Source organism: Actinomadura coerulea (assembly GCF_014208105.1).
In the GTDB taxonomy this organism is placed as follows: Bacteria; Actinomycetota; Actinomycetes; order Streptosporangiales; family Streptosporangiaceae; genus Spirillospora; species Spirillospora coerulea.
In genome coordinates this window covers 7,554,653-7,578,405 of sequence record NZ_JACHMQ010000001.1, presented here as the reverse complement: position 1 = coordinate 7,578,405, position 23,753 = coordinate 7,554,653, and the positions used below count along the sequence as shown (strand labels likewise).

Below are 23,753 nucleotides of genomic sequence, written 5' to 3'. Positions count from 1 at the left end.
GGGAAGAGGGTATCCCCCGGTGGGGACGGCCCCGCGGGAAAACGGGTGGGGATTCGTCCCTCGCTTACCTAGTGTGAGAGGTATGACCTTGCAGCGTGCCCAGATCGCGCCCGCCCGCGAGGGCACCGGCACGGCGGCGATCAGCCTCCGCGGCGTCGTGAAGCGGTTCGGCGGCTTCACCGCCGTGGACGGGCTCGACCTGGACGTCCCCTCCGGCGTCTGCCTGGGGCTGCTGGGCCCGAATGGCGCCGGCAAGTCGACCACGATGAAGATGCTGACCGCGCAGGTGATCGCCGACGAGGGAACGATCCGGGTGCTCGGCTTCGACGTGCCCCGGGAGTCCAAGCGCGCGCGGGCGGCGATGGGCGTCGTCCCCCAGCAGGACAACCTCGACGAGGAGCTGACCGCGCGCGAGAACCTGGAGGTGTTCGCGCACCTGTACCGGGTGCCTCGCAAGGCGCGGCGCGAGGCGGTGGACGACGCGCTGGCGATCGCGCACCTCACCGGGCGGCAGCTGACCAAGGTGGACGACCTGTCCGGCGGCATGCGGCGGCGGCTGCTGATCGCCCGCGGCCTGGTGCACCGGCCCGCGCTCGTCCTGCTGGACGAGCCGACCGTGGGCCTCGACCCGCAGGTGCGGGCCGAGCTGTGGGGCCTGATCGACGGGCTGCGCGCCGGCGGCACGACCGTGCTGATGTCGACGCACTACATCGAGGAGGCCGAGCGCCTCGCCGACGAGTGCGCGCTGATGTCGCACGGCAGGGTCATCGCGCGGGGCACGCCGTCGGCGCTGGTCGCCGAGTACGCGGGCGAGCGGGTCGTCGAGCACTACGGGCCGCCGGACCGGCTGGCGGAGGTGGAGCGGGTGGCGCGGGCGGCCGGGCTGCCGACGCGCCGCACCGGGCCCTCGGTGTCGGTGCTGAAGGCCGAGACCATCGCGCCCTCCGTGGAGGACGAGCTCGGCCCGGACGGCGTCCGCCGGGCCGCCAACCTCGAGGACGTGTTCGTGGTGCTGACCGGGGAGCGTGTGGAATGACCGCCCAGGCGGAAGCGGCGCGGGCGGAGCGGGCGCCGCGCCTGCGCCGGTTCGAGACGGCCCCGGTCCGCGGCATCTGGCGCCACGAGCTGGCCCTCTACAAGCGGTACTGGAAGTCGCAGTCGTTCGCGTCGATGGTGGAGCCGACGTTCTTCCTGCTCGCCTTCGGCTACGGGTTCGGCTCGATGGTCGCGGTGATCGGCGACTACCGGTACCTGGACTTCGTCGCGACCGGCGTCGTCGGGACCGCGGCGCTGTTCACCTCGGTGTTCCCGGGGATGTTCAACGGCTACATCAGGCGCGTGTTCCAGCACACCTACGACGCGATGCTCGCCGCCCCCGTGGACGTGCACGAGCTGGTGACGGGCGAGGCGCTGTGGATCGCGGCCAAGTCGGCGGTGTACTCGTGCACCCCGCTCGTCGTGGCGCTGTTCTTCGGCCTCGACCCGTCCCCCGGGATGCTGCTGGTGCCGTTCGTGACGTTCTTCACCGCGCTCGGCTTCGGCCTGTTCGGCATGTGGACGTCGTCGGTGGTGCCGTCGATCAACTCGTTCGACTACGTGATCACCGGCGTGGTGACGCCGCTGTTCCTGATCGCCGGGACGTTCTTCCCCATCGACGCGCTGCCCGGCTGGGCGCAGAAGGTGTCCCACCTCAACCCGCTGTACCACTGCGTGCAGCTGGTCAGGGACGCGGTGTTCGGCCTGCACCCGCTCGCCGACCTCGGCCACCTCGGCGCGCTGGTGCTGTTCGCCGCGCTGATGTGGATCATCGCCGTCCGGGGCATGCGCAGGCGCCTCATCGGCTGACGCTCCCCGCCCATTGACCTGGGGCGTCCCCTGTCCCTACGCTGACGCGAATCTTCTTCACATTGCGTCTTCTACGGGTGCGCAGCCAGAGAGGTCGGGGCGCATGAGCGAGGGCACCACCGCCCGGGACCGCCGGGCCAGGTTCGCCGCGTACACGGCGTTCGCCGTCCAGGGGCTCTGCTTCGCCTCGCTGGTCACGCAGGTACCGAAGATGCAGGAGTCGCACCACCTCAGCGACGCCACCCTGTCGCTGGTGCTGCTCATGGTGCCGCTGGTCGCGGGCGTGGGGAGCGTCGCGTCCGGCGCGCTGTTCCAGCGGTTCGGCAGCGCCCCGGTGCTGCGCGTCTCCCAGCCCGCCGTCGCCGTCACGATCGCCCTCATCGGCCTCACCGCCGACAACGACCTCGCCCTCTACGTGACCGTCGCCGCCTTCGGCCTGTTCGTCGGCGCGGTGGACGCCTCGATGAACGCCCAGGCGATCGCCGTCGAGCGCCGGTACGGAATCAGCCTGATCACCGGGTTCTACGCGGTGTGGAGCGTCGCGGGGATCCTCGGCGGACTGTGGGCGTCCCTCGCCAACAGGCTCGACCTGTCGCTGTTCACCGGCTTCGCCCTCGCCGCCGCCGTCGGCGTCGCCGCCTCGCTCGCCACCGGCGGCCGCCTCTACCGGCGCGCCGAGGAGGGGGACGGCCCCACCGCCGCGGAGCTGAAGGCGGCCGGGCGCAGCGTCCCGTGGCGCCCGATCCTTGTCGTGGGCGCCGCGATGGCCGTCGCCTACCTGGCCGACTCGGCGATCTCCAGCTACGGCGCCAAGTACCTCGACGACGAACTGTCGGCGAGCGACTGGGTCGCCCCGCTCGGCTACGTCGCCTACCAGGTCACCATGGTCGTCAGCCGCGCCGTCGCCGACCTCGCCGTCCGCCGCTCGGGCGCCGTCAGGGTGGTGCGGATCGGCGGCCTGGTCGGCGTCCTCGGCATGGCGGGCGTGGTCGCCGCGCCCAACGCGGCCGTCGCGATCGCCGCGTTCGCGCTCGCCGGACTCGGCCTGAGCGTGATCGCCCCGGTGTCCTTCTCCGCCGCCGGACGCGTCGACCCGACCGGCCTCGGCGTCGCCGTCGCCCGGGTCAACATCTTCAACTATGTCGGCTTCGTCCTCGGCGCCGCCGTGGTCGGCGCCATCGCCCCGCTCAGCGCCGACCACGGCCTGCGCATCGCCTTCATCGTCCCGACGGCCCTGATCCTGGTCGTCTTCGCCACCGCGAAGGGCTTCGCCCCGAACCCGGTCGAGGGCGCCCGTCCCGACGCCCCCGCCATGGAACGCCCGATGGCCTGAAGGGGTGTGTCTTCCCAGGGGGCAGCCCCTGGGAAGACACTGCTCACGCGTCTTCGGCCAGAGCCGTGACCGCGCGCTCGCCTTCCGTCTGGGCCTCTTCGGGAGACATGTCCTTCAGGGCTTGGCTGAGCGCCACTTCGGCGGCGTCGGCCGCGGCCCGGAGCGTCAAGGCGTGCTCCTGCGCCCGTTCGAGGTCGCCCAGACCGACACAGTCGAAGGCCACCTGCGCGTCGTGGCCGGCCATCTTCAACTGCCGCGCGGCCTCTTCCAGACTCATGCATACCTCCTACACCGGGGATGCTGTTCTTACCCTCCACCACCGTGAGCAACCGCTTGACCCAGCAGTTGCGCGGCTTTGACCAGGCGCGGCTCGGGGAGAGCCGCGTAGCCCAGGACGAGCGCGGGGGGCGCGTCCTCGGCGCGGCGCGGCGACCACATGGCGCGGGCGCCCGCGACCGACACCCCGGCCCGCGCGGCGCGCTCCACGACCTCGTCCTCGTCGCACCCGCCCGGCAGTTCCACATAGAGGTGGATGCCCGCTGAGACGCCGTGAACCCTGGCGCCGGGCAGGTTCTCGGCGAGCGCGCCGGCGAGGGCGTCCCGCCGGGCCCGGTACCGCCTCCGCATGGTGCGCAGGTGCCGGTCGTAGCCCCCGCCGCGCAGGAACTCCGTCAGCGCGTACTGCTCCAGGACGGGCGCGCCGAGGTCGGTGTGGGTGCGGTGCTCCCGCAGGCCCTCGGCGAGGAACGGCGGCGCGAGGGCCCAGCCGAGGCGAAGGGCGGGGGCTAGCGACTTGCTGACCGACCCGAGGAGGACGACCCGGTCGGGGTCGACGCCCTGGAGGCAGCCGACCGGGTCGCGGTCGTAGCGGAACTCGGCGTCGTAGTCGTCCTCCAGGATCACGCCGTCCGCGTCCCGCGCCCAGGCGATCAGCGCGGCGCGCCGCGCCGGGGACAGCACGACGCCGGTCGGGTACTGGTGCGCGGGAGTGACGAGCACGGCGCGGGCCTGGGTGCGGGCGAGCGCCGCGACGTCCAGGCCCTCCTCGTCCACGGGGACGCGGACGGTGCGGACCCCGGCGGCGGCCAGCATCGGCAGCTGCCGGACGCTGGTGGGGTCCTCGACGGCGAGCGCGGTGTGGCCGTCGGCGCGCAGCTGGCCGAGCAGGCCCGACAGGCCCTGCGCCACCCCGTTCATGATCGCGATCCGGCCGGGGTCGGCGTGCGCGGCGCGGACCCGCCCGAGGTAGGAGGCGAGCTCGGCCCGCAGGTCCGGGACGCCGGCCGGGTCGGGGTAGGCGAGCGCGTCGTGCGGCAGGGTGCGCAGCGCGGCGCGGGCGGCGGCGATCCAGCGCTCGCGGGGGAACGCCGAAAGGTCGGGCTGCCCCGGCGACAGGTCGTACAGGACCGCCGGTTCCGCCCGGGGCTCGGCCGGCCGCGCCGGCGGCCGGGGAGGCGGGCCGGCCCCCTCGTCGGGGCGGGCCAGCGGCGCGATGCGGGTGCCGTCGCCGCGCCGGGCGATCAGGAAGCCCTCGGCGGTGAGCTGCTCGTAGGCGGTGACGACGACACCGCGGGAGACGTCCAGGTCACGGGCCAGATCACGGCTCGACGGCAGCCGGGTCCCGGCGGTCAGCCGGCCGGAGCGCACCGCCGCGCGGAAGCCCGCGGCGATCTGCGCGGCCAGCCGCCCGGCGGACCGGTCGAGAGAAAGATGAAGGTCGGTCACATGACTCTCAGCGTCAAGGGGCGGTGTGGACGTCACGGACAGCGTATTGGTCCGCGTTCAAGGGGTTTGATTGGCTCTGTCCGCTGGACCAACCGCGCCCTAGCGTTCAGTCCATGAACACCTCCCAAAGGCGCGGCATGGCGGGGGCCGCGGCCGCGATGTCCCTCGTCGGCACGCTGACCGCCGTCTCGGCGACCATCTCCGGCTATCCCGTCTTCGGCGGCCAGGCGGTCCGGTACGCCGCGGCCGCGCTGGTCCTGCTGGCCGTGGCGCGCCTCGCCGGAGGGCCCGCGCGCCGCCCCTCGGCGCGGGACTGGCTGCTGCTGACGGCGCTCGCGGGGACGGGGCTGGTCGCGTTCAACGTCTGCATCGTGCTGGCCACCCGGGACACGAGCCCGGCCACCATCGGCACGGTGATCGCGACGGTCCCGATCGTGCTCGCGGTCGTCGGGCCGCTGCTGGACGGCCGGCGCCCCGCCCCGGCGATCATCGCGGCGGCCTGCGTGGTGGCGGCGGGGGCGGCGCTCGCGAACGGCCTCGGCAGCGGCAGCGCCCGCGGGCTGCTGCTCTCGCTCGGCGCCCTCGCCGGGGAGGTGGGCTTCTCGCTGCTGGCCGTGCCGCTGCTGCCGCGCCTCGGGCCCCTGCGGGTCTCGGCCTACTCCGCCGCGCTGGCCGTCCCGATGCTGCTGGCGGCCGGCCTCGTCGCGGACGGGACGGCGCTGCTGCGCGTCCCGACGGCCGGCGAGCTGGCCGGCTTCACCTACCTGTCGATCATCGTCACCACGATCGCGTTCCTGCTCTGGTACGACGCCATCGGGCGGCTCGGGGCCGACCGCGCCGGGCTGTGCGCGGGCCTGATCCCGATCAGCGCGGTGGTGACGACCGTCGCGCTCGGCATCGACCGGCCCGAACCGGCCGATCTGGCGGGCGCGGCCCTGGTCGCCGCGGGCGTCGTGGTGGGCCTGCGCGCCCGGGTCGCCCCCCGTGAGCCCGCGCCCGCCGAGCCCGTAACCTGTGAGGCGGCCCCCATCGGAATCGCGCGAGGATCTGCCTGAGATGCCTGAGTTCTCCTACACCGACCTGCTTCCGCTCGGCCCGGACGAGACCGACTACCGGCTCCTGACCTCCGACGGGGTCTCGACGTTCGAAGCGAACGGGCGAACGTTCCTGCAGGTCGAGCCGGAGGCCCTGCGGCTGCTCACCGAGACCGCCATGCGCGACATCGCCCACCTGCTGCGTCCGGCGCACCTCGCGCAGCTCCGCCGGATCCTGGACGACCCCGAGGCGTCCCCGAACGACCGGTTCGTCGCGCTGGACCTGCTGAAGAACGCGGGCATCGCGTCCGGCGGCGTCCTGCCGATGTGCCAGGACACGGGCACCGCGATCGTCATGGGCAAGCGCGGCCAGCACGTCCTGACCGACGGCGACGACGAGAGGCACATCTCGCGCGGGGTGTACGACGCCTACACGAAGCTGAACCTGCGCTACTCGCAGATGGCGCCGGTGACGATGTGGGACGAGAAGAACACCGGCTCGAACCTGCCCGCGCAGATCGAGCTGTACGCGGCGCCCGGCGACGCCTACAAGTTCCTGTTCATGGCCAAGGGCGGCGGCAGCGCCAACAAGTCGTACCTCTACCAGGAGACCAAGGCCGTCCTGAACCCCAAGCGGATGATGTCCTTCCTCGAGGAGAAGATCCGCTCGCTGGGCACGGCCGCGTGCCCGCCGTACCACCTGGCGATCGTCGTGGGCGGCACGTCCGCCGAGTACGCGCTGAAGACCGCCAAGTACGCCTCGGCCCACTACCTGGACGCGATGCCCACCGAGGGCTCGCCCCTCGGGCACGGGTTCCGCGACCTGGAGCTGGAGCTCCAGGTGTTCGAGCTGACGCAGAAGCTCGGGATCGGGGCGCAGTTCGGCGGCAAGTACTTCTGCCACGACGTGCGGGTGATCCGGCTGCCGCGGCACGGCGCGTCCTGCCCGGTCGCGATCGCCGTCTCGTGCAGCGCCGACCGGCAGGCCCTCGCCAAGATCACCGCGGAGGGCGTGTTCCTGGAGCGGCTGGAGACCGACCCCGCCCAGTACCTGCCCGACACCACCGACGAGCACCTGGACGACGACGTCGTCGCGATCGACCTGAACCGCCCGATGGACGAGATCCGCGCCGAGCTGACCCGGTACCCGGTCAGGACGCGGCTGTCGCTGACGGGCCCGCTCGTCGTGGCGCGCGACATCGCGCACGCCAAGATCAAGGAGCGGCTGGACGCGGGCGAGCCGATGCCGCGGTACCTGCGCGACCACGCCGTCTACTACGCGGGCCCGGCGAAGACGCCCGAGGGCTACGCGTCGGGCTCGTTCGGCCCGACCACGGCCGGCCGGATGGACTCCTACGTCGAGCAGTTCCAGGCCGCGGGCGGCTCCCTGGTCATGCTGGCCAAGGGCAACCGGTCCAAGCAGGTCACCGACGCCTGCGAGGAGCACGGCGGCTTCTACCTCGGCTCGATCGGCGGCCCGGCGGCGCGCCTCGCGCAGGACTGCATCAAGAAGGTCGAGGTCCTGGAGTACCCGGAGCTCGGCATGGAGGCCGTCTGGAAGATCGAGGTCGAGGACTTCCCGGCCTTCATCGTCGTGGACGACAAGGGCGAGGACTTCTTCGCCGACACCACCGGGCCCGTCCTGAGCATCGGCAGGCGCTGACCTCCCGCGGCCGCCGGCGGCCCCCGCCCGGGGCCGCCGGGAGGCGGTCCCCGGCGGTTTCCCCGCGGGAGGTCACAGTATTGGGCCAAAATTCGCGTTAGTGATGAAGTCTCCCCGATGACCGGCTGGCTACTCCGGTATCTTTTCCGCCATGTCACAGTCAGAGCGCCTCGTGCTAGCGACGCGCTACCGGCTGGTCTCGGAGATAGGTCAGGGCGCCAACGGCACCGTGTGGAGGGGGCACGACGAGCTCCTCGACCGCGCTGTCGCCATCAAGGAACTGCGGCTCCCCGACAACCTCGCCGAGGACGACCGGGTGCTCTTCTACCGCCGTACCCTCCGGGAGGCGCGCGCGCCCGCGCAGCTGCGCACGCACTCCATCGTCGAGGTCTACGACGTGGTCATCGAGCAGGGCCGCCCCTGGATCGTGATGGAGATGATCGAGGCGCCCAGCCTCGAGCAGCTCATCGAGCGCTCGGGCCCGCTGCCGCCCGAGCGCGTCGCGCACATCGGCCGCGCCCTCCTGGACGCCCTCAACACCGCGCACAAGGCCGGGATCGTGCACCGCGACCTGAAGCCGAGCAACGTGCTGCTGGACGGCGACCGCGTCGTCCTCACCGACTTCGGGCTCGCGTTCTCCTCGGGTTCGGCGAGCCTCACCAAGACCGGCCACTTCATGGGGTCGCCCGCGTACGTGGCTCCCGAGGTCGCCGCCGGGGAGAAGGCCACCCCGCGGTCCGACCTGTGGTCGCTCGGCGCGACGCTGTACGCGGCGCTGGAGGGCCGCCCGCCGTTCGAGCGCGAGAACGTCATGGCGACGCTGTCGGCGCTGGCCAACGAGTCGACCCCCGCCCCGCAGAACGCCGGCGCGCTCGCGCCCGTCATCACCGGGCTGCTGGAGAAGAACCCGACCCGGCGGCTCAGCCACGCCCGCGCGGTCGACCGGCTCGAACGGGCCATGGCGGGCCCGCGCTCGGGACGCCGCGCCCCGACCCCCCGCTACCGGGTGATGGTCGTGATCGGGCTCATCGGCGCGACCGTCGCCTCCTGCGGGATCGGCGCGACCGCCCTCATCGTCGGGATGATGCGGGAGAGTCCCGGCCCCTCCCCCACCGCCGGCGCGTCCACTCCGGCGCGCACCACCCGGGCCGCCGCGCCGCCCGGCGCCGCCACCAGCACGCTGGTCGTCCGGGCCCGCACCGACTCCTGCAAGATCTTCGTCTCGGTCCCGGGGGCCGCGATGACCGTGCTCAGCGACGAGACGCTGACCATGGGCGAGGCGCGCCGGTACGACCAGCCGCGCATCAACGCGGTCGTCTACGACGCGTCCGCGTGCGACGTCTGGGTGAACGGGCTCCAGAAGCCGCCGGGCAAGCCGGGCGAGCGGCAGAACTACACGCTGAACAAGGAGTGATCCGCGCCTCACGCGGGAATGCGTGATCCACCGACCGGGCTGCCATGGACGACGGCGGCCGCCGAAGTCGAGTGGGAGGCGTTCCATGAGCAGCGAGCAGGAGTTCCGGGTCGAGCACGACTCGATGGGCGAGGTCCGGGTGCCGGCCGCGGCCAAGTGGCGGGCCCAGACGCAGCGCGCGGTGGAGAACTTCCCGATCTCGGGACGGACGCTGGAGGCCGCGCACATCGCCGCGCTCGGCCAGATCAAGGCCGCCGCGGCGGTCGTCAACGCCGAGCTGGGGGTCCTCGACGAGGACATCGCCGGCGCCGTCGCCGAGGCCGCCCGCGAGGTCGCCGGCGGGCGGTGGGACGACCAGTTCCCGATCGACGTGTTCCAGACCGGGTCGGGGACGTCGTCCAACATGAACGCCAATGAGGTCGTGGCGACGCTGGCGCAGGAGCGGCTCGGCCGCCCCGTCCACCCCAACGACCACGTGAACGCCTCCCAGTCGTCCAACGACGTGTTCCCGTCGTCCATCCACATCGCGGCCACGGGGGCCGTCGTGAACGAGCTGATCCCCGCGCTGCGGCATCTGGAGGCGGCGCTCGCCCGCAAGGCCGGGGAGTTCGCGACCGTCGTCAAGTCCGGCCGCACCCACCTGATGGACGCGACGCCGGTGACGCTCGGGCAGGAGTTCGGCGGGTACGCCGCTCAGGTGGGGCACGGCGTGGAGCGGCTGGAGGCCGTCCTGCCGCGGCTGGCGGAGCTCCCCCTCGGGGGGACGGCCGTCGGCACCGGCATCAACACCCCCGAGGGCTTCGCCGCCCGCGTCATCGCCGAGATCGCGCGGGTCACCGGGCTGCCGCTCACCGAGGCCCGCGACCACTTCGAGGCGCAGGGCGCGCGGGACGGCCTCGTGGAGGCCAGCGGCGCGCTGCGCACGGTCGCGGTGAGCCTCACCAAGATCGCCAACGATCTGCGCTGGATGGGGTCGGGGCCGCGCGCCGGGCTCGCCGAGATCCGGCTGCCCGACCTGCAGCCGGGTTCGTCGATCATGCCCGGGAAGGTGAACCCGGTGATCCCCGAGGCGGTGGCGCAGGTCGCCGCGCAGGTCATCGGCAACGACGCGGCGGTCGCGTTCGGCGGCGCCTCCGGCAGCTTCGAGCTGAACGTGATGCTGCCGATGCTGGCCCGCAACGTGCTGGAGTCGATCACCCTGCTGGCGAACGCGTCCCGGCTGCTGGCCGACCGCTGCGTGGACGGCGTCGAGGCCGACGAGGAGCGGATGCGCGAGTACGCCGAGTCCTCACCGTCGATCGTGACGCCGCTGAACCGCTACCTCGGGTACGAGGAGGCCGCGAAGGTCGCCAAGCAGGCGCTGCGGGAGCGCCGGACGATCCGCGAGGTCGTGCTGGAGCGCGGCCACGTCGAGGCGGGGAGGCTGACCGTCGAGCAGCTGGACGAGGCGCTGGACGTGCTGCGGATGACCGGGGCGGCCCGCCGCTGAGGCGGGCGGCGCCCGTCGCGCGTCCCAGGCGCCGCGCACGGCGTCCGGGACGCGCCGGGCCGGATCAGTACCAGCCGACGGACTGCGAGTGCGACCACGCGCCGCACGGCGTGCCGTAGCGGTTCTTGATGTAGCCGAGCCCCCACTTGATCTGGGTGGTGGCGTTGTTCTGCCAGTCGGACCCGGCGCTGCCCATCTTGGAGCCGGGGAGGGCCTGCGGAATGCCGTACGCGCCCGAGGAGGGGTTGGACGCGTGGACGTTCCAGTGGCTCTCCTTGTTCCACAGGTTGACCAGGCAGCCGAACTGGCCGCTGCCGCTGAAGCCGTAGCTCGGCATCAGCCGCTTGGCGATCGCCTGCGCCTCGCCCGCGGGGACCGGGTCGCCCGTCGGGACGCCGCCGCCGCCGGTCTTCTTCTTCTCCGGCGTCTTGGTCGGGATCGGCTTGCCCTTGGGGAGCAGGGAGGGGCCCTTCTTGCCCCCGTCCTGGCGCGTCGCGCGGGAGGCCCGGTCGAGCGCCAGCTTCTTGCGCTGCTGCTCCAGGACCTTCGGGTCGATCTTCGGCACGGCGGCGTCGGCGAGCTGCCGGGTGGGCCTGACGGTCTGGGGGGCCTCGTCGCCGGAGCCGCCGGTCAGCGCGAAGGCGGCGACCGCGCCGCCGCCGAGCAGGACGGCGGCGCCCGCGGCGACCACCGCGATCCGCACGCCGTTGCGCCCGCCGGAGCCCTCCTTGCGCGGGCCGGGCCCGCTCGCGCGGCCGCCGGAGCCGCTCTTGCGGCCGGCGCGTCGGGGTCCGCCCCTGCCGGAGGAGATCTCGTCGCCGGGGCCGCCGGCGGACACGCCGGTGCGGAGCGGCTCCTGGACGGGCTGGAGGCCGAGCGTGTCACCCGCGGGGACGCCCGCGCGGGGGCCGGTGCCGGCGACGCGCACGTCGTCCTCGTGCGGCGCCTCGGGCCCCTCCGCGGAGGGGTCGGGCGTCTGCGCCGGGGCGGGGGCCGCGCCGGTCAGCGGCTGCCGGGGGTCGGAGCTCTGTCGATCGTCTCGCCTAGGGGACCCGGGACGGTCTCCGAACAAGGCGGTCCTTCCGACGGTCGCACGCGCATGGACACGCGCACGAACTGTTTCCACCCCGGTCCGGGACTGCCGCCGGTGCTCCGGCGGCCTCGGACCCGGGACGGCGTCCCGCCCGTCGCGCGCGCAGGGGGCGCGCCGCGGGCCGGCAACCGCTCTGGGGGTGCTTACGGGGAGACACAATGCCCCAGGCCGAGGGCTGCTTCGCAACCAAAACGAGACGAATGCGGCTGATAGGACGGTTGTCAACCCAGCCCGGCAGGCACCCAAAACGCGGACGGACCTGCGGTTCTCCCCCCACGCCAGCACTAATGTGACCTTCGCCACATTCCTACCCTACGGGGTTTAACGATCACCCTGCGTAGGAACATCGACGGCGTTCTGAGACAGGAGGACCCCGGCGGCCGTCACGGTCCGCCGGGGTCCTCTCTCGGCCGGGTCAGACCCCGACGTCGCCGAGCATGTCGGTCACGAGCGCCGCGATCGGCGAGCGCTCCGACCTGGTCAGCGTCACGTGCGCGAAGAGCGGGTGGCCCTTCAGCCGCTCCACCACGGCCGCGACGCCGTCGTGCCTGCCGACGCGAAGGTTGTCGCGCTGCGCCACGTCGTGGGTCAGCACGACCCTCGACCCGGCGCCGATCCGCGACAGGACGGTGAGCAGCACGCCGCGCTCCAGCGACTGCGCCTCGTCCACGATCACGAACGCGTCGTGCAGCGACCGGCCCCGGATGTGGGTGAGCGGCAGGACCTCCAACATGTCACGGTCCACCACCTCGTCCACGACCTCCGGCGTCGTCACCGCCGAGAGGGTGTCGTAGACCGCCTGCGCCCACGGCGACATCTTCTCGCCCTCCGAGCCCGGCAGGTACCCGAGCTCCTGGCCGCCGACCGCGTACAGGGGGCGGAACACCACGACCTTGCGGTGCCGCCGCCGCTCCAGCACGGCCTCCAGCCCCGCGCAGAGGGCGAGCGCCGACTTGCCGGTGCCGGCCCGCCCGCCGAGCGAGACGATGCCGACCTCCTCGTCCATCAGCAGGTCCAGCGCGATCCGCTGCTCCGCGGACCGGCCGCGCAGCCCGAACACCTCGCGGTCGCCGCGCACCAGCCGCACCGACTTGTCCGGCTGGACGCGGCCGAGGGCCGAGCCGCGCTCGGACAGCAGCCGCAGCCCCGTGTGGCAGGGCAGGTCCCGCGCCTCCTCCAGGTCGGCGCTCCCCGACTCGTACAGCTCCTCGACGGCCCCGGCGGTGACCTCCAGCTCGCGCATCCCGGTCCAGCCGGACTCCACGACGGCCAGCTCCGCGCGGTACTCCTCGGCGGCGAGCCCCACCGCGGACGCCTTCACCCGCATCGGCAGGTCCTTGGAGACCAGCACGACGTCGCGTCCCTCGCGGGCCAGCCACGCGGCCACCGACAGGATCCGGGTGTCGTTGTCGCCGAGCCGGAACCCGTCCGGCAGGACGCTCGGGTCGGCGTGGTTCAGCTCGACGCGGAGCGTTCCGCCCTGGTCGCCGAGCGGCCCCTCGACCGAGACGGCCTCGTCCAGCCGTCCGTGCCGCAGGCGCAGGTCGTCCAGCGTGCGCAGGGCCTGCCGGGCGAAGTAGCCGAGCTCGGGGTGGTGCCGCTTGGCCTCCAGTTCGGAGATGACGACGATGGGGAGTACGACCTCGTGCTCCGCGAACCGGGTCATCGCCCCCGGATCGGCGAGCAGGACGCTGGTGTCCAGGACGTACGTGCGCCGGTCCGGTTCCCTGCCGGGAGCGGCGCCCCCGAGGTCTCCAGAGGTCTCCGGAACAGGAGTCCCGGAAGGGTTCCCGGACGTGCCGGGACGGCGCGCGGAGGTTGTGGCCACTCGATCTCCCTGGATATGGGGGAACTGCCGGTGGCGCGCAGGTCCGCCCGCGCAGGGGCGGTGGTCCGCAGGGGACGGTCAGGTACCGTAGCGCCGATGCCGCGCGGCGTAGGAGCGGATGGCCCGCAGGAAGTCGACCTTGCGGAAGTCCGGCCAATGGACTTCGCAGAAGTAGAACTCCGAGTGGGCGCTCTGCCACAGCATGAAGCCGGAGAGCCGCTGCTCTCCCGAGGTGCGGATGACCAGGTCCGGATCCGGCTGGCCGCGCGTGTAGAGATGCTCCGCGATGTGCTCCACGTCGAGGATCTCGGCGAGTTCCTCGATGCTGGTGCCACGACTCGCCTGCTCGATGAGCAGTGAGCGCACCGCATCAGCGATCTCACGCCTACCTCCATACCCAACCGCGACGTTCACAATCAGGCCGGGTGCGCTCGATGTGGCCTCTCCGGCATCTTTCAGGACGCGGGCCGTCTTATCGGGCAGCAGGTCGAGGGCGCCGACGGGCTTGACGTGCCAGCCGTCGGCGGCGAGCTTGCGGACGGTGTTCTCGATGATCGCCAGCAGCGGCTCCAGCTGGTCGGCGGGGCGGTTGAGGTTGTCGGTCGACAGCAGCCAGAGCGTGACGTGCTCGACGCCGGCCTCGGCGCTCCACTGCAGCAGCTCGGAGATCTTCTGGGCGCCGCGCTGGTGCCCGGAGTTGACGTCGGCCAGCCCCATCGACCTGGCCCAACGCCGGTTTCCGTCCAGGATCACGCCGACGTGCCGGGGGGTGACGTCGGTGGGCAGCTCGGCCTCGACGCGCCGCTCGTACATCCGGTAGACGGCGTCGCGGACGGCCGCGTACGGGCCGGTGCGGCGGAGGGCGGAGATCAGCCGCCCGCCCTCGGAGGGGCTCCGGCGCACGCCGTCCCTCCGCGCGCCGCGAGGCATCCTGGTGCGCGGCTCTCCCGTACGCCGAACCCGCATATGGGCTTCCCTTCGAGCAACCGACCCTGGCGGAAAGTCGCTCAATTATGGCCCGACGGCGACACTTCTCCCACCGTTCCCGTGACGCCAGGCTAACGCGCGGGAGGCGCCGGGCGGGGCGGATGGCCTGCTCTGGCCCGGTCCGCCTCGGCGAGCAGGTCGGCGAGAAAACGCGCCAGCTCGGCCGACGTGAGGACCGCGCGCACGCCGCGCCCGCTCGACCCCCAGGCCTCGATCACGGCGCGCCGCGCGACCCGCCACCGTCCCGCCGCGGACCGCTGGCGGCCGACCCACATCGAGGACGTGCGCAGGGAGCAGCGCAGCTCGCCGGTGCTGAGCACGTCGCCGCGGTCGCGGTACCGGAACGCGAACAGCTCGGGCTCGCGGGCGGTGTCGCCGGGGACGGGGTCGGGGAAGCGGTCGTCGGGGTCGGGCCAGCGCGCCGCCTGCGGGGACCCCTCGGCCCGTGCGGCGGCGACGCGGGCGGCGAGCCCGGCCAGGAAGTAGCCGCACCGCTCCCCCACCGCCCCGAACGAGTCGCCGTCCCGCCACAGTTCGAGCGTGACCTCGAACGGCGTGCCGCCGCGGTCGAGCGAGGCGATCGGGACCACCGCGAGGGCGGACCCGTCCAGGCAGCGCAGTCCCAGCATCCCGTCCACCTCCCACCCCGCGCCGGCCGGCTATCCAGGCACAGTAGGGGAGGTCGCCACCATGATCACACCCAGTGATCATCGTGATCGGGTAATGGTTGGCCCCGGCCTCCGCGCGGCCGGCCCCGTCAGGCCCGCGGGCCGGCGGCTCGGGCGCGCTCGACGTGCTGCAGGGCGCTGCGCAGCTCCGCCAGCCACTCGTCGGTGTTCTTGCCGACGAGCCGGACGCACCAGGCGAGCGCGTCGCTGCGGCTGCGGGCGACCCCGGCGTCCACGAGCGTGTCCAGGACGCGGCGCTCGGGCTGCCGCAGCCGCGTCATCACCGGCACCGACAGGGTGGTGAACATCTCCCGCTCGCCGTCGCACTCCACACCCCAGGAGACCTTGCGGCCGAAGCGCTGCTCGGCCTCCCGGGCGATGGCGATGCGCCGGTCGCGGGTCTCCTCGCGGAAGCGCTGGACGTGCCCGGCGACGACGCCCGCGCGCTCGGCGCCGGACGCCTCGGCCGCCGCGGCCGGGACGGGCAGCGCGCCGACGACCGCGACCTCCTCGCGGTCGACGACGACCTCGGGCGCCCCCTCGAACCACTCCTCGGGGAGCCGTCCGGTGAACCAGCCGCGCAGCTGCTCCGCCGCTTCGCTCGTATTCATGTAATCAAAATTACATCCCTTGCCGGGCGGTACGCCAGCCCTCAGGCCGATTGACAATGACCTCCATTTGATAGTTACTTTCATTTTATAGAGACACTCATGTGGAGGTGGCAGTCATGACAGTGGGGCACACGCGGCGCTGGCTGGGGCTGGGCGCCCTGGCGCTGAGCATGCTGGCGCTCGGGTTCGACATGACGATCCTCAACGTGGCGCTGACCACGCTGTCGGAGGAGCTGCACGCGGGCACCAGCGCACTGCAGTGGATCGTGGACTCCTACCTGCTGGTGTTCGGGGCCCTGCTGCTCCCCGCCGGGCTGCTCGGCGACCGGTTCGGCCGCAAGTGGCTGCTGGTGGCCGGCCTCGCCGTCTTCGGCGCCGCCTCCCTCGGCGGGGCGTTCGCGGACGGCTCCGGCGGCGTCATCGCGGCCCGGGCGTTCATGGGGCTCGGCGCGGCGATCGTGCTGCCGCTGTCCATGTCGATGCTGCCCGCGATCTTCCCGCCGGAGGAGCGCACCCGCGCCGTCGCGGTCTGGTCGTCGGCGACGGCGCTCGGGCTGCCGCTCGGCCCGCTGCTCGGCGGCTGGCTGCTGGAGAACTTCCGGTGGGGGTCGGTCTTCCTCGTCAACGTGCCGCTCGTGCTGGTCGGCGGCGTCGCGGTGGCGCTGCTGCTGCCCGAGACGCGCGACCCGTCCGCACCGAAGGTCGACTGGGCCGGTTCACTGCTGTCGGCGGCCGGCGTCGTCGCGCTCGTGTACGGGGTCATCGAGGCCCCCGTGCGGGGGTGGGGCGACGCGGTGGTGCTGGGGTCGTTCGCGCTCGCGGCCGCCCTGCTGGCCGGGTTCGTCCTGTGGGAGCGGCGCGCCGCCGAACCCATGATCGACATGGCGCTGTTCCGCGACCCCCGCTTCACCTGGGCGATGGTCGCCGCGGTCACCGCGAACCTGATGATGGCGGGGGCGCTGTTCGTCCTCCCGCAGTACCTGGAGGCCGTCCAGGGCAACGACGTGTTCGGCACCGGGCTGCGCCTCACGCCGATGCTGCTCGGCCTGCTCGCCGGCGGGATCGTCACCGACCGGGTCGCGCACCGCGCCGGGCACAAGCCGATCCTCGTCACCGGGCTGCTCGTGCTCGCGGCCGGCTTCGGCTGGGGCGCGCTCACCGGGCCGGGCGACGGCTACTCCGCCACCGTTCCGTGGCTGCTCGTCCTCGGGCTCGGCTGCGGCCTGACGCTCGTCCCGGCGATGGACGCGGTCCTCGCCGCCCTGCCCGCCGCCCGGGCCGGACGCGGCTCGGGCCTCGTCCAGACGCTGCGCCAGACGGCCGGGACGCTCGGTGTCGCGGGGCTCGGCAGCCTGCTGTCGGCGCTCTACCGGGACCGCGTGCCCACCGGCGGGCTGCCGCCCGAGGCGGCGGGCGCGGCGCGCGACTCCATCGGCGGCGCCGTCGCCGTCGCCGGGCGGCTGGGCGACGCCGGGCTGCTCGCCTCGGCCCGCGGCGCCTACGTCGACGGCATGGACGCGGTGTTCGCCGCGTGCGCCGCCGCCGCGGTCGCGGCGGCGCTGCTCCTGTGGCGCTTCCAGCCCGGCCGGGTCCGGCGGGATGCGGTGCCCGCCGCCGATGCACGAGAATCGGGCCATGAGCACGTCGTCCCGTGAGCGCGCCGCCGACCGGCTGGAGGACCGGCTCGCCCGGCTGCCGCTGCGGGAGCGCAAGAAGCTGCGGACCCGCCGGGCGATCCAGGACCACGCCCTCCGCCTGTTCGGCGAGCGGGGCTACGACGAGACGACCGTGGAGCAGATCGCGGCGGCGGCCGAGATCTCGCCGAGCACGTTCTTCCGCTACTTCCCCACCAAGGAGGACGTGGTCGTCACCGACGAGTACGACCCGATCATGGCGGAGGTCATGCGGGACCAGCCGGCCGGGCTGTCCCCCCTCGAGGCGCTGCGCGCCACGCTCCGCGAGATGCTCCCGCTGATGTACGAGACCGACCTGGACGTGGTCAACACCCGGCTCCGGCTCACCTCCCAGGTCCCGGCGCTGCGCGCCCGCACGTTCGAGTCGCTGCGCGAGGGCACGTTCGCCATGCTGACCGAGGTCGTCGGCCACCGGACCGGACGGCGGCCCGACGACCCGGACGTGGAGACGTTCACCTGGGCCGTCCTCGGCGTGCTCCAGGCGGCCATGTACCAGTGGATGGACGGGCGCGCGACGACCGAGGAGCTTCCCGGGATCGTCGACCGCAACCTGGAGTTCCTGGGCCGCGGCTGCCCGCTGTGACCCGGCGCCCGCTCGGGGCGGGTCAGCGCCGGCGGGTCACCGCGCCACCGCGGCGGCCATCTTCGGGCTGACGCGGACGGCGCCCCGCATGTTGCGGGTGTAGACGTTCTGGACCTGCACCACCGTGCCCGTCCGCGGGGCCGCCAGCATCTTGCCCTGGCCAAGGTAGAGGGCGATGTGCGAGATGTAGCCGGGCGCGGTCGGGTCGTTGGCCCAGATGAGCATGTCGCCCGGCTCGGCCTTGCTGTAGGGGACGACCCAGCCGGCGCGGGCCTGGTCGGCGGCGACGCGCGGGAGCCGGATGCCCGCCCTGGCGAAGGCGTACTGCATCAGGCCCGAGCAGTCGTAGCCGCCCTCGGCCTCGGACTCGCCGCCCCAGACGTACGGCCAGCCGAGCCGGGTGTAGGCGGCCTTGATCACCGTCCGGACCTGGCCGGCCGTCATGACCTGGCCGTTGGCGGCCGGCACGTCGCCGGCCGGCACGTCGCCGGACTTCGGGAAGTCGATCTCCGGGTTGACCGCGACGGCCCTGGCGCCCTTCGGCAGCGCCTTGCGCAGCTTCCCGATGAACGTCTTCGGCGCGGTCTTCGGGACGCTGACCAGCATCGCGTTGCCGGTCGGCAGCCCGAGCGCCTGCGCGGTGGCGTGCGAGACGACCGCGTCGACGTCGCTGATGCCCATCGTCGCGTACGCGCCCACCCGCAGCTGCGACTGGTGCTGCCTGCCTCCGACGGGCACCTGGCTGCCGAGCTTCACACCGCCGTCGCTGCCCATCGTGAACGAGATGGCGACGTCTCCGGAGGCCAGGTTGCGCCAGAGCGCGTCCGACTTGGCGGTCGGCTTCGGCGTGTAGTTGCGGAAGGTGGACGGGTCGACGCCCAGCAGGCCGACGCGCTTGCCCGCGACCATGCCCTGCACGGCGTCGACGACCTCGACGCCCTTCACGCCCTTGGCGCCGCGGACCTTCTGGACGAAGTCGGCCGGAAGGGTGGACGGCGCCGCCACGAGGACGTGCGGGGTGAGCCGCCTGCCGAGCGGCGCCACCGCCGCGGGCGACAGGCCGGTGCTGCCGGACGCGGCCACGAACCGGGCGCGCTGCTCGGGGCGCCGGGTGTCCGCGGGGCCCTCGTCGCGCGCCACGAGGACGGCGGTGTTGGCGGCGAGCGTCGTCAGCACGGAGACGCCGATGATCGTCGGTAGCACCCGGCGGTTCGGCTTTCCCACTGCCACGCTCCCTCGATGGTCGCCCTGCGCCGGCTCCCCACCGTGCACCGGACACGACTATGACCCAGATGGTCGGCCATCGTCCAGATACCCGGGGGGCCTCATGACACCCTCGGACGCTCCACACCGTTAGGTCAGGAGCGTCCCAGTTACTCAGTAGTAACAGCCCGGCCATCTGAGATCAAGGTCACGTTGCCACAAAGTGGATCGTCAGTCCAATTGCCCACGTAGTTCGCGGTTCAGCTCTGCCTGGGTCGTCACGGGCAGCCGGCAGACGAACCCCCGGCAGACGTACGCGGCCGGCTCCCCGTCCACCAGGCCCCGCCCCTCCAGCAGGGGCACGCCCTCGGCGTCCGGCGGGCCGGCGCTGACCACCGCGCCCGGGGCGACCGCCATGAGGGCGGTCCGGTGCAGCGCGCGGGTGCGCGCGTCGTCCGGGTCGCCGATCACCGCGATCTCGACCGGGCCCGTCGCGAGGGCCTCGGCCACGGCGAGGCCCCAGCCCGCGAACCGCGCGTGCTTGTCCGCGAGCGTCCCGGCGGGCGCCAGCGCGTCCTGCGCGGCCTGCCGGTGCCAGTCCGACCCGGTCAGCGCGGCGAACGACAGCAGCGCCCCCGCCGCCGCGAACTGCCCCGACGGCGTCGCGTTGTCGGTGGGGTCCTGCGGGCGCCGGAACAGCCGCTCGGCGTCGTCGGCCGTGTCGTAGAAGCCGCCGGACCCGTCGGCGAACCGTTCGAGGACGGTGTTCAGCAGCTCACCGGCCAACCGCACACGGCGCGGGTCGCCGGTGACCGCGTGCAGGGCGAGCAGGCCCTCGGCCACGTCGGCGTAGTCCTCCAGGACGCCGGCGTTCGCGCCCGCCGTCCCGTCCTTGGACGTGCGCGCCAGCCGGCCGTCGCGCAGATGGACCTCCACGAGCAGGCGCGCGGCCTCCTCGGCCGCCCGGACCAGATCCGGCCGGTCGAACAGCGCGCCGCACTCGGCGAGCGCCGCGATGGCGAGCCCGTTCCACGCCGCCACCACCTTGTCGTCCCGTGCCGGGGGGATCCGCTGCGCGCGCGCCGCGAGCAGCGCCGTGCGCACGCGCTCGTACCGCTCGACGTCGTCGGGATCGTTCAGGAGCTGGAGGACGGAGGCACCGTGCTCGAACGTCCCCGTCACCTCGAACAGGGCCTCCGCGAACGCGCCGCCCTCGTCTCCGAGCACCTCCCGCAGCTGCTCGGGCGTCCACACGTAGTACCTGCCCTCGACGCCCTCGCTGTCGGCGTCCAGCGCCGAGGCGAGGCCGCCCTGGTCGGTGCGAAGGTCGCGCAGCATCCAGTCGCACGTCTCCAGCGCGACCCGCCGCGCGAACGGCGTCCCCGTCAGCCGCCACCAGTGCGCGTAGACGCGGGCCAGCAGCGCGTTGTCGTAGAGCATCTTCTCGAAGTGCGGGACGATCCACCGCTCGTCCACCGAGTACCGCGCGAACCCGCCGCCGAGCTGGTCGTACATCCCGCCGCGGGCCATCGCCTCCAGCGTGCGGGACGCCATCGCCAGCGACTCGTCGTCGCCCGTGCGCGCGTGGTGGCGCAGAAGGAACTCCAGCGCCATCGACGGCGGGAACTTGGGGGCGCCGCCGAACCCGCCGCGCACCGCGTCGTAGGAGCCCGCGAGCACCTTCACCGCGTGCGCGAGCACGCCGTCGCCGGGCGCCTCCGTCCCGGCGAGGCCGGACCCGCGCGAGGTCAGGGCCTCGACGACCTGCTGCCCCTGCTGGGCGACGTCGTCGCGCTGCTCCGTCCACGCCTTGTGGACGGCCTGGAGCAGCGCCCGGAACTGCGCCCTCGGGAAGTACGTCCCGCAGTAGAACGGATGCCCTTCCGGGGTCATGAACACCGTCATCGGCCAGCCGCCCTGGCCCGTCATGGCCTGGGTGGCCTCCATGTAGACGGCGTCGATGTCCGGGCGCTCCTCCCGGTCGACCTTGATGTTCACGCACAGCTCGTTCATCGCCCGGGCCGTCTCGGCGTCCTCGAAGGACTCGTGCGCCATCACGTGGCACCAGTGGCAGGCGGCGTATCCGACGGAGAGCAGGACGGGGACGTCGCGCCGCCGGGCCTCGGCGAACGCCTCCGGCGTCCACTCCCACCACTCCACCGGGTTGCCGGCGTGCTGGAGCAGGTACGGGCTGGTCGCGTCCTTGAGCCGGTTCATGCCCACGATCCTGCCCGATCCGGCCGCCGCCTCACTCCCCCCACGCAAGCGCGGCGAGATCGGCCAGGGCGGACTCGACGGCGCGGTGGAAGGTGGGATACGCGTAGATCATCTCGCGGAGCGCGGAGGTGGGGGTCTCGGTGTGCACGGCGACGGCCAGGAAGCCGAGGACCTCGCCGCCGGCCGGGCCCGCGGCGGTGGCGCCGACCAGCGTGCCCCACTCGACGTCCTCGACGAGCTTGACGAAGCCGTCGTTGCCGGCCTTGTGGATCCAGCCCCGGGTCGACTCGGCGATCGGCGTCACGGCCGTGCGGACGGGGAGGTTCTGGTCGCGGGCCTGGGCCTCGGTGAGGCCGACGGACGCGATCTCGGGGTCGGTGAAGGTGACGCGCGGCACGGCGCGGTAGGCGGCGGGCGGCCCCTCCTCCCCGAGGACGTCCCGGACCGCGACGGCCGCCTGGTACATCGAGACGTGCGTGAACGCGCCCATGCCGGTGATGTCGCCGATCGCCCACACGCCGTCGGCCGCGCGCATGTGGCCGTCCACGGCGATCCGGCGGGCGTCCTCGTCCAGGCCGACTGCGCCGAGGCCGAGCCCCCGGAGGTTGGGACGGCGCCCGGTCGCGACGAGGAGGCGGTCGGCGGCGAGACTCTCCTCGCCGAGGTGCATCGTGAACTCGGAACCGTCGTGGGTGACGCGGGTGACGTTCACGCCGGTGCGCACGCCGATGCCCTCGCGTTCGAAGACCTCGCGCAGCAGGGCGCCCGACTCCGGCTCGTCGTTGAGGAGCAGGCGGTCGGCCGCCTCGACGACGGTGACGCGGGTTCCGAAGCGGGAGAAGACCTGCGCCATCTCGACGCCGACCACGCCGCCGCCGAGGACGAGGAGCGACTCGGGGACCTCCGCGGCCTGGACGGCCTCGCGGTTCGTCCAGTACGGCGTGCCCGCGAGGCCGTCGACGGGCGGCGCCGTGGGCGAGGTGCCGGTGTTGAGCACGATGCCGCGCCGGGCCTCGAAGACCTGGTCGCCCACCGTCACCTCGCGCGGGCCGGTGATGCGGCCCTGGCCGCGCGCGAGCCGCACGCCCCTGCCCGTGAGGCGGTCGGCGGCGACCCGGTCGTCCCACCCGTCGGTCGCCTCGTCCCGGATCCGGGCGGCCACCGGCCCCCAGGCGGGCCGGACGGACGCCTCGCCCGCCATGCCGGCGACGCGCCCGGCCTCGGCGACCAGCCCGGCGGCGCGCACCATCATCTTGGTGGGGACGCACGCGTAGTAGGGGCACTCCCCGCCGACCAGCCGCGACTCCACCCCGACGACCGACAGGCCCGCCTCGGCGAGCCTGCCCGCGGCGTCCTCGCCCCCGGGCCCGAGACCGATCACCACGACATCGACTTCGTCAGCCATGCCCTGGGTCCTGCCCACCCTCCCTCAGGTCAGACGGCGCGGCGGCAGCGGGATCCGGTCCAGGTCGCGGACGAGGGTGATGTCGCCGCCGAACGCGGCGGCCGCCTCGTCCGCGAAGCGGTGCTCGTCGGCGGCGGGGTAGCGCTCGGAGAAGTGGGTCAGGACGAGCCGCCCCACGCCCGCCTCCGCCGCCACCGCGCCCGCCTGGGCGGCGGTGAGGTGCCCGTACTCGGCGGCCAGGGCGGCGTCCTCGCCCAGGAAGGTGGACTCGATGACGAGCATGTCCACCCCGGCGGCCAGTTCGCGGACGCCGTCGCAGAGCCGGGTGTCCATGACGAACGCGACCTTCTGCCCGGGGCGGGTCACGCTGCACTCGGCGAGCGTGACCGTGCCGCCGGCGGGCGTGGTGACCCGTCCCTCCTCCTGGAGGCTGCGGATCAGCGGCCCCCTGACGCCGCGCGCGGCGAGCTCGTCCGGCAGCATCGTCACGCCGTCCGGTTCCTCCAGCCGGTACCCGTACGCCTCGACGGGGTGCGACAGCCGCCGCGCGACCAGGGTGAACGGGGCGTCGCCGGTGTCGAGCTCCATCCGCTCGCCGGACACCGGCCGCTCGCGGATGACGTCGGTGTCGCGGAACGCGGTCGCGTGCCGCAGCCGCTCCCAGTAGGGGCGGCCGCTCGCCGGGAACGCCGCGTCCACCGGGTGCGCGACGCCGTCGCGGGCGATGCGCTGGACGATCCCCGGCACGCCGAGGCAGTGGTCGCCGTGGAAGTGCGTCACGCAGATCCAGGTCACGTCGTTGGCGGAGAGCCCCGCGTGCGTCATCTGCCGCTGCGTGCCCTCCCCCGGGTCGAACAGGACGCCGTGCCCGTCCCAGCGCAGCAGATAGCCGTTGTGGTTGCGGGACCTGGTGGGCACCGCGCTGGCGGAGCCGAGGACGGTGAGATCGCGAACGGACATG

The 23,753-nt window shown here is 73.5% G+C and carries 20 protein-coding genes; 9 read left to right on the top strand and 11 right to left on the bottom strand.

What is annotated here, in order from left to right; genetic code table 11:
- Positions 1–82: 82 nt before the first annotated feature.
- The 3 genes from BKA00_RS35185 (at position 83) to BKA00_RS35175 (ending at position 3,178) form a co-directional block, all read left to right on the top strand.
- Entirely contained in the window at positions 83–1,036 is a 954-nt protein-coding gene (locus BKA00_RS35185) for an ABC transporter ATP-binding protein (protein ID WP_185032436.1), read from the top strand.
- Positions 1,033–1,845 carry an ABC transporter permease gene (locus tag BKA00_RS35180; RefSeq protein WP_185032434.1) on the top strand — a complete coding sequence of 271 codons (813 nt, stop codon included), beginning with the start codon at positions 1,033–1,035 and terminating at the stop codon, positions 1,843–1,845. The genes BKA00_RS35185 and BKA00_RS35180 overlap by 4 nt, the downstream gene beginning before the upstream one ends.
- Positions 1,846–1,948: 103 nt before the next feature.
- Positions 1,949–3,178: an MFS transporter gene (locus BKA00_RS35175; protein WP_185032432.1), complete on the top strand. Its 1,230-nt coding sequence runs from the start codon at positions 1,949–1,951 to the stop codon at positions 3,176–3,178.
- A gap of 43 nt (positions 3,179–3,221) precedes the next feature.
- Here the strand turns inward: BKA00_RS35175 and BKA00_RS35170 are convergent, their stop codons facing one another.
- Positions 3,222–3,455: a hypothetical protein gene (locus BKA00_RS35170; RefSeq protein ID WP_185032430.1), complete on the bottom strand. Its 234-nt coding sequence runs from the start codon at positions 3,453–3,455 to the stop codon at positions 3,222–3,224.
- A gap of 29 nt (positions 3,456–3,484) precedes the next feature.
- Positions 3,485–4,903 (bottom strand): MocR-like pyridoxine biosynthesis transcription factor PdxR, encoded by a 1,419-nt coding sequence (gene pdxR / locus BKA00_RS35165; RefSeq protein ID WP_185032428.1) that lies wholly within the window; start codon positions 4,901–4,903, stop codon positions 3,485–3,487.
- Positions 4,904–5,016: 113 nt separating this feature from the next.
- On the opposite strand from pdxR, the gene BKA00_RS35160 reads away from it, so the two are divergent.
- The 4 genes from BKA00_RS35160 (at position 5,017) to BKA00_RS35145 (ending at position 10,503) form a co-directional block, all read left to right on the top strand.
- The gene (locus BKA00_RS35160; RefSeq protein WP_185032426.1) at positions 5,017–5,958 is read left to right on the top strand and encodes an EamA family transporter; all 942 of its coding nucleotides are present in this window, start codon (positions 5,017–5,019) and stop codon (positions 5,956–5,958) included.
- Between the two features lies 1 nt (position 5,959).
- Positions 5,960–7,600 carry a fumarate hydratase gene (locus BKA00_RS35155; protein ID WP_185032424.1) on the top strand — a complete coding sequence of 547 codons (1,641 nt, stop codon included), beginning with the start codon at positions 5,960–5,962 and terminating at the stop codon, positions 7,598–7,600.
- 151 nt (positions 7,601–7,751) lie between these two features.
- Positions 7,752–9,014 carry a serine/threonine-protein kinase gene (locus BKA00_RS35150; protein ID WP_185032422.1) on the top strand — a complete coding sequence of 421 codons (1,263 nt, stop codon included), beginning with the start codon at positions 7,752–7,754 and terminating at the stop codon, positions 9,012–9,014.
- An 85-nt stretch (positions 9,015–9,099) separates the two neighbouring features.
- Positions 9,100–10,503 carry a class II fumarate hydratase gene (locus BKA00_RS35145; RefSeq protein ID WP_185032420.1) on the top strand — a complete coding sequence of 468 codons (1,404 nt, stop codon included), beginning with the start codon at positions 9,100–9,102 and terminating at the stop codon, positions 10,501–10,503.
- Positions 10,504–10,567: 64 nt separating this feature from the next.
- Here BKA00_RS35145 and BKA00_RS39555 read toward each other — a convergent pair whose 3' ends face one another.
- The 5 genes from BKA00_RS39555 to BKA00_RS35120 form a co-directional block, all read right to left on the bottom strand.
- Positions 10,568–11,575, bottom strand: a complete 1,008-nt coding sequence (locus BKA00_RS39555; protein ID WP_230298963.1) for an aggregation-promoting factor C-terminal-like domain-containing protein — start codon at positions 11,573–11,575, stop codon at positions 10,568–10,570.
- A 436-nt stretch (positions 11,576–12,011) separates the two neighbouring features.
- Positions 12,012–13,298: a PhoH family protein gene (locus BKA00_RS35135; RefSeq protein WP_221494377.1), complete on the bottom strand. Its 1,287-nt coding sequence runs from the start codon at positions 13,296–13,298 to the stop codon at positions 12,012–12,014.
- Between the two features lie 204 nt (positions 13,299–13,502).
- On the bottom strand, positions 13,503–14,327 hold the full coding sequence (locus BKA00_RS35130; protein WP_268248233.1) for an isoprenyl transferase: 825 nt from the start codon (positions 14,325–14,327) through the stop codon (positions 13,503–13,505).
- A 155-nt stretch (positions 14,328–14,482) separates the two neighbouring features.
- The gene (locus tag BKA00_RS35125; RefSeq protein WP_185032417.1) at positions 14,483–15,040 is read right to left on the bottom strand and encodes a hypothetical protein; all 558 of its coding nucleotides are present in this window, start codon (positions 15,038–15,040) and stop codon (positions 14,483–14,485) included.
- A 128-nt stretch (positions 15,041–15,168) separates the two neighbouring features.
- Complete coding sequence (locus BKA00_RS35120) at positions 15,169–15,690, bottom strand: hypothetical protein (protein ID WP_185032415.1); 522 nt, start codon at positions 15,688–15,690, stop codon at positions 15,169–15,171.
- Between the two features lie 116 nt (positions 15,691–15,806).
- Here BKA00_RS35120 and BKA00_RS35115 point away from each other — a divergent pair, with 116 nt between their 5' ends.
- Together BKA00_RS35115 and BKA00_RS35110 are read left to right on the top strand one after the other, a co-directional pair.
- Positions 15,807–17,345 (top strand): MFS transporter, encoded by a 1,539-nt coding sequence (locus BKA00_RS35115; RefSeq protein WP_185032412.1) that lies wholly within the window; start codon positions 15,807–15,809, stop codon positions 17,343–17,345.
- Positions 17,326–17,967, top strand: a complete 642-nt coding sequence (locus BKA00_RS35110) for an acyl-CoA-like ligand-binding transcription factor (protein ID WP_185032410.1) — start codon at positions 17,326–17,328, stop codon at positions 17,965–17,967. Before BKA00_RS35115 ends, BKA00_RS35110 begins: the two co-directional genes overlap by 20 nt.
- Before the next feature lie 36 nt (positions 17,968–18,003).
- Here the strand turns inward: BKA00_RS35110 and BKA00_RS35105 are convergent, their stop codons facing one another.
- The 4 genes from BKA00_RS35105 to BKA00_RS35090 all read right to left on the bottom strand — a co-directional run bounded on the left by BKA00_RS35105 (position 18,004) and on the right by BKA00_RS35090 (position 23,752).
- Positions 18,004–19,191, bottom strand: coding sequence for a C40 family peptidase (locus tag BKA00_RS35105; protein WP_185032408.1), 1,188 nt, complete (start codon positions 19,189–19,191; stop codon positions 18,004–18,006).
- A gap of 210 nt (positions 19,192–19,401) precedes the next feature.
- Positions 19,402–21,387 (bottom strand): thioredoxin domain-containing protein, encoded by a 1,986-nt coding sequence (locus BKA00_RS35100; RefSeq protein WP_185032406.1) that lies wholly within the window; start codon positions 21,385–21,387, stop codon positions 19,402–19,404.
- Positions 21,388–21,418: 31 nt separating this feature from the next.
- Entirely contained in the window at positions 21,419–22,792 is a 1,374-nt protein-coding gene (locus tag BKA00_RS35095; RefSeq protein ID WP_185032405.1) for a dihydrolipoyl dehydrogenase family protein, read from the bottom strand.
- Between the two features lie 24 nt (positions 22,793–22,816).
- Complete coding sequence (locus tag BKA00_RS35090) at positions 22,817–23,752, bottom strand: ribonuclease Z (RefSeq protein WP_185032403.1); 936 nt, start codon at positions 23,750–23,752, stop codon at positions 22,817–22,819.
- Position 23,753 lies beyond the last annotated feature (1 nt).

Bases quoted from the DNA above. Each gene is read 5' to 3' on its own strand.
- BKA00_RS35170 (WP_185032430.1), bottom strand. From the start codon at position 3,455: ATGAGTCTGGAAGAGGCCGCGCGGCAGTTGAAGATGGCCGGCCACGAC.
- BKA00_RS35175 (WP_185032432.1), top strand. From the start codon at position 1,949: ATGAGCGAGGGCACCACCGCCCGGGACCGCCGGGCCAGGTTCGCCGCG.
- BKA00_RS35125 (WP_185032417.1), bottom strand. From the start codon at position 15,040: ATGCTGGGACTGCGCTGCCTGGACGGGTCCGCCCTCGCGGTGGTCCCG.
- BKA00_RS35120 (WP_185032415.1), bottom strand. From the start codon at position 15,690: ATGAATACGAGCGAAGCGGCGGAGCAGCTGCGCGGCTGGTTCACCGGA.
- BKA00_RS35110 (WP_185032410.1), top strand. From the start codon at position 17,326: ATGAGCACGTCGTCCCGTGAGCGCGCCGCCGACCGGCTGGAGGACCGG.
- BKA00_RS35145 (WP_185032420.1), top strand. From the start codon at position 9,100: ATGAGCAGCGAGCAGGAGTTCCGGGTCGAGCACGACTCGATGGGCGAG.
- BKA00_RS35150 (WP_185032422.1), top strand. From the start codon at position 7,752: ATGTCACAGTCAGAGCGCCTCGTGCTAGCGACGCGCTACCGGCTGGTC.
- BKA00_RS35155 (WP_185032424.1), top strand. From the start codon at position 5,960: ATGCCTGAGTTCTCCTACACCGACCTGCTTCCGCTCGGCCCGGACGAG.
- BKA00_RS35160 (WP_185032426.1), top strand. From the start codon at position 5,017: ATGAACACCTCCCAAAGGCGCGGCATGGCGGGGGCCGCGGCCGCGATG.
- BKA00_RS35115 (WP_185032412.1), top strand. From the start codon at position 15,807: ATGACAGTGGGGCACACGCGGCGCTGGCTGGGGCTGGGCGCCCTGGCG.
- BKA00_RS35100 (WP_185032406.1), bottom strand. From the start codon at position 21,387: ATGAACCGGCTCAAGGACGCGACCAGCCCGTACCTGCTCCAGCACGCC.
- BKA00_RS35095 (WP_185032405.1), bottom strand. From the start codon at position 22,792: ATGGCTGACGAAGTCGATGTCGTGGTGATCGGTCTCGGGCCCGGGGGC.
- BKA00_RS35180 (WP_185032434.1), top strand. From the start codon at position 1,033: ATGACCGCCCAGGCGGAAGCGGCGCGGGCGGAGCGGGCGCCGCGCCTG.
- BKA00_RS35185 (WP_185032436.1), top strand. From the start codon at position 83: ATGACCTTGCAGCGTGCCCAGATCGCGCCCGCCCGCGAGGGCACCGGC.
- BKA00_RS35090 (WP_185032403.1), bottom strand. From the start codon at position 23,752: ATGTCCGTTCGCGATCTCACCGTCCTCGGCTCCGCCAGCGCGGTGCCC.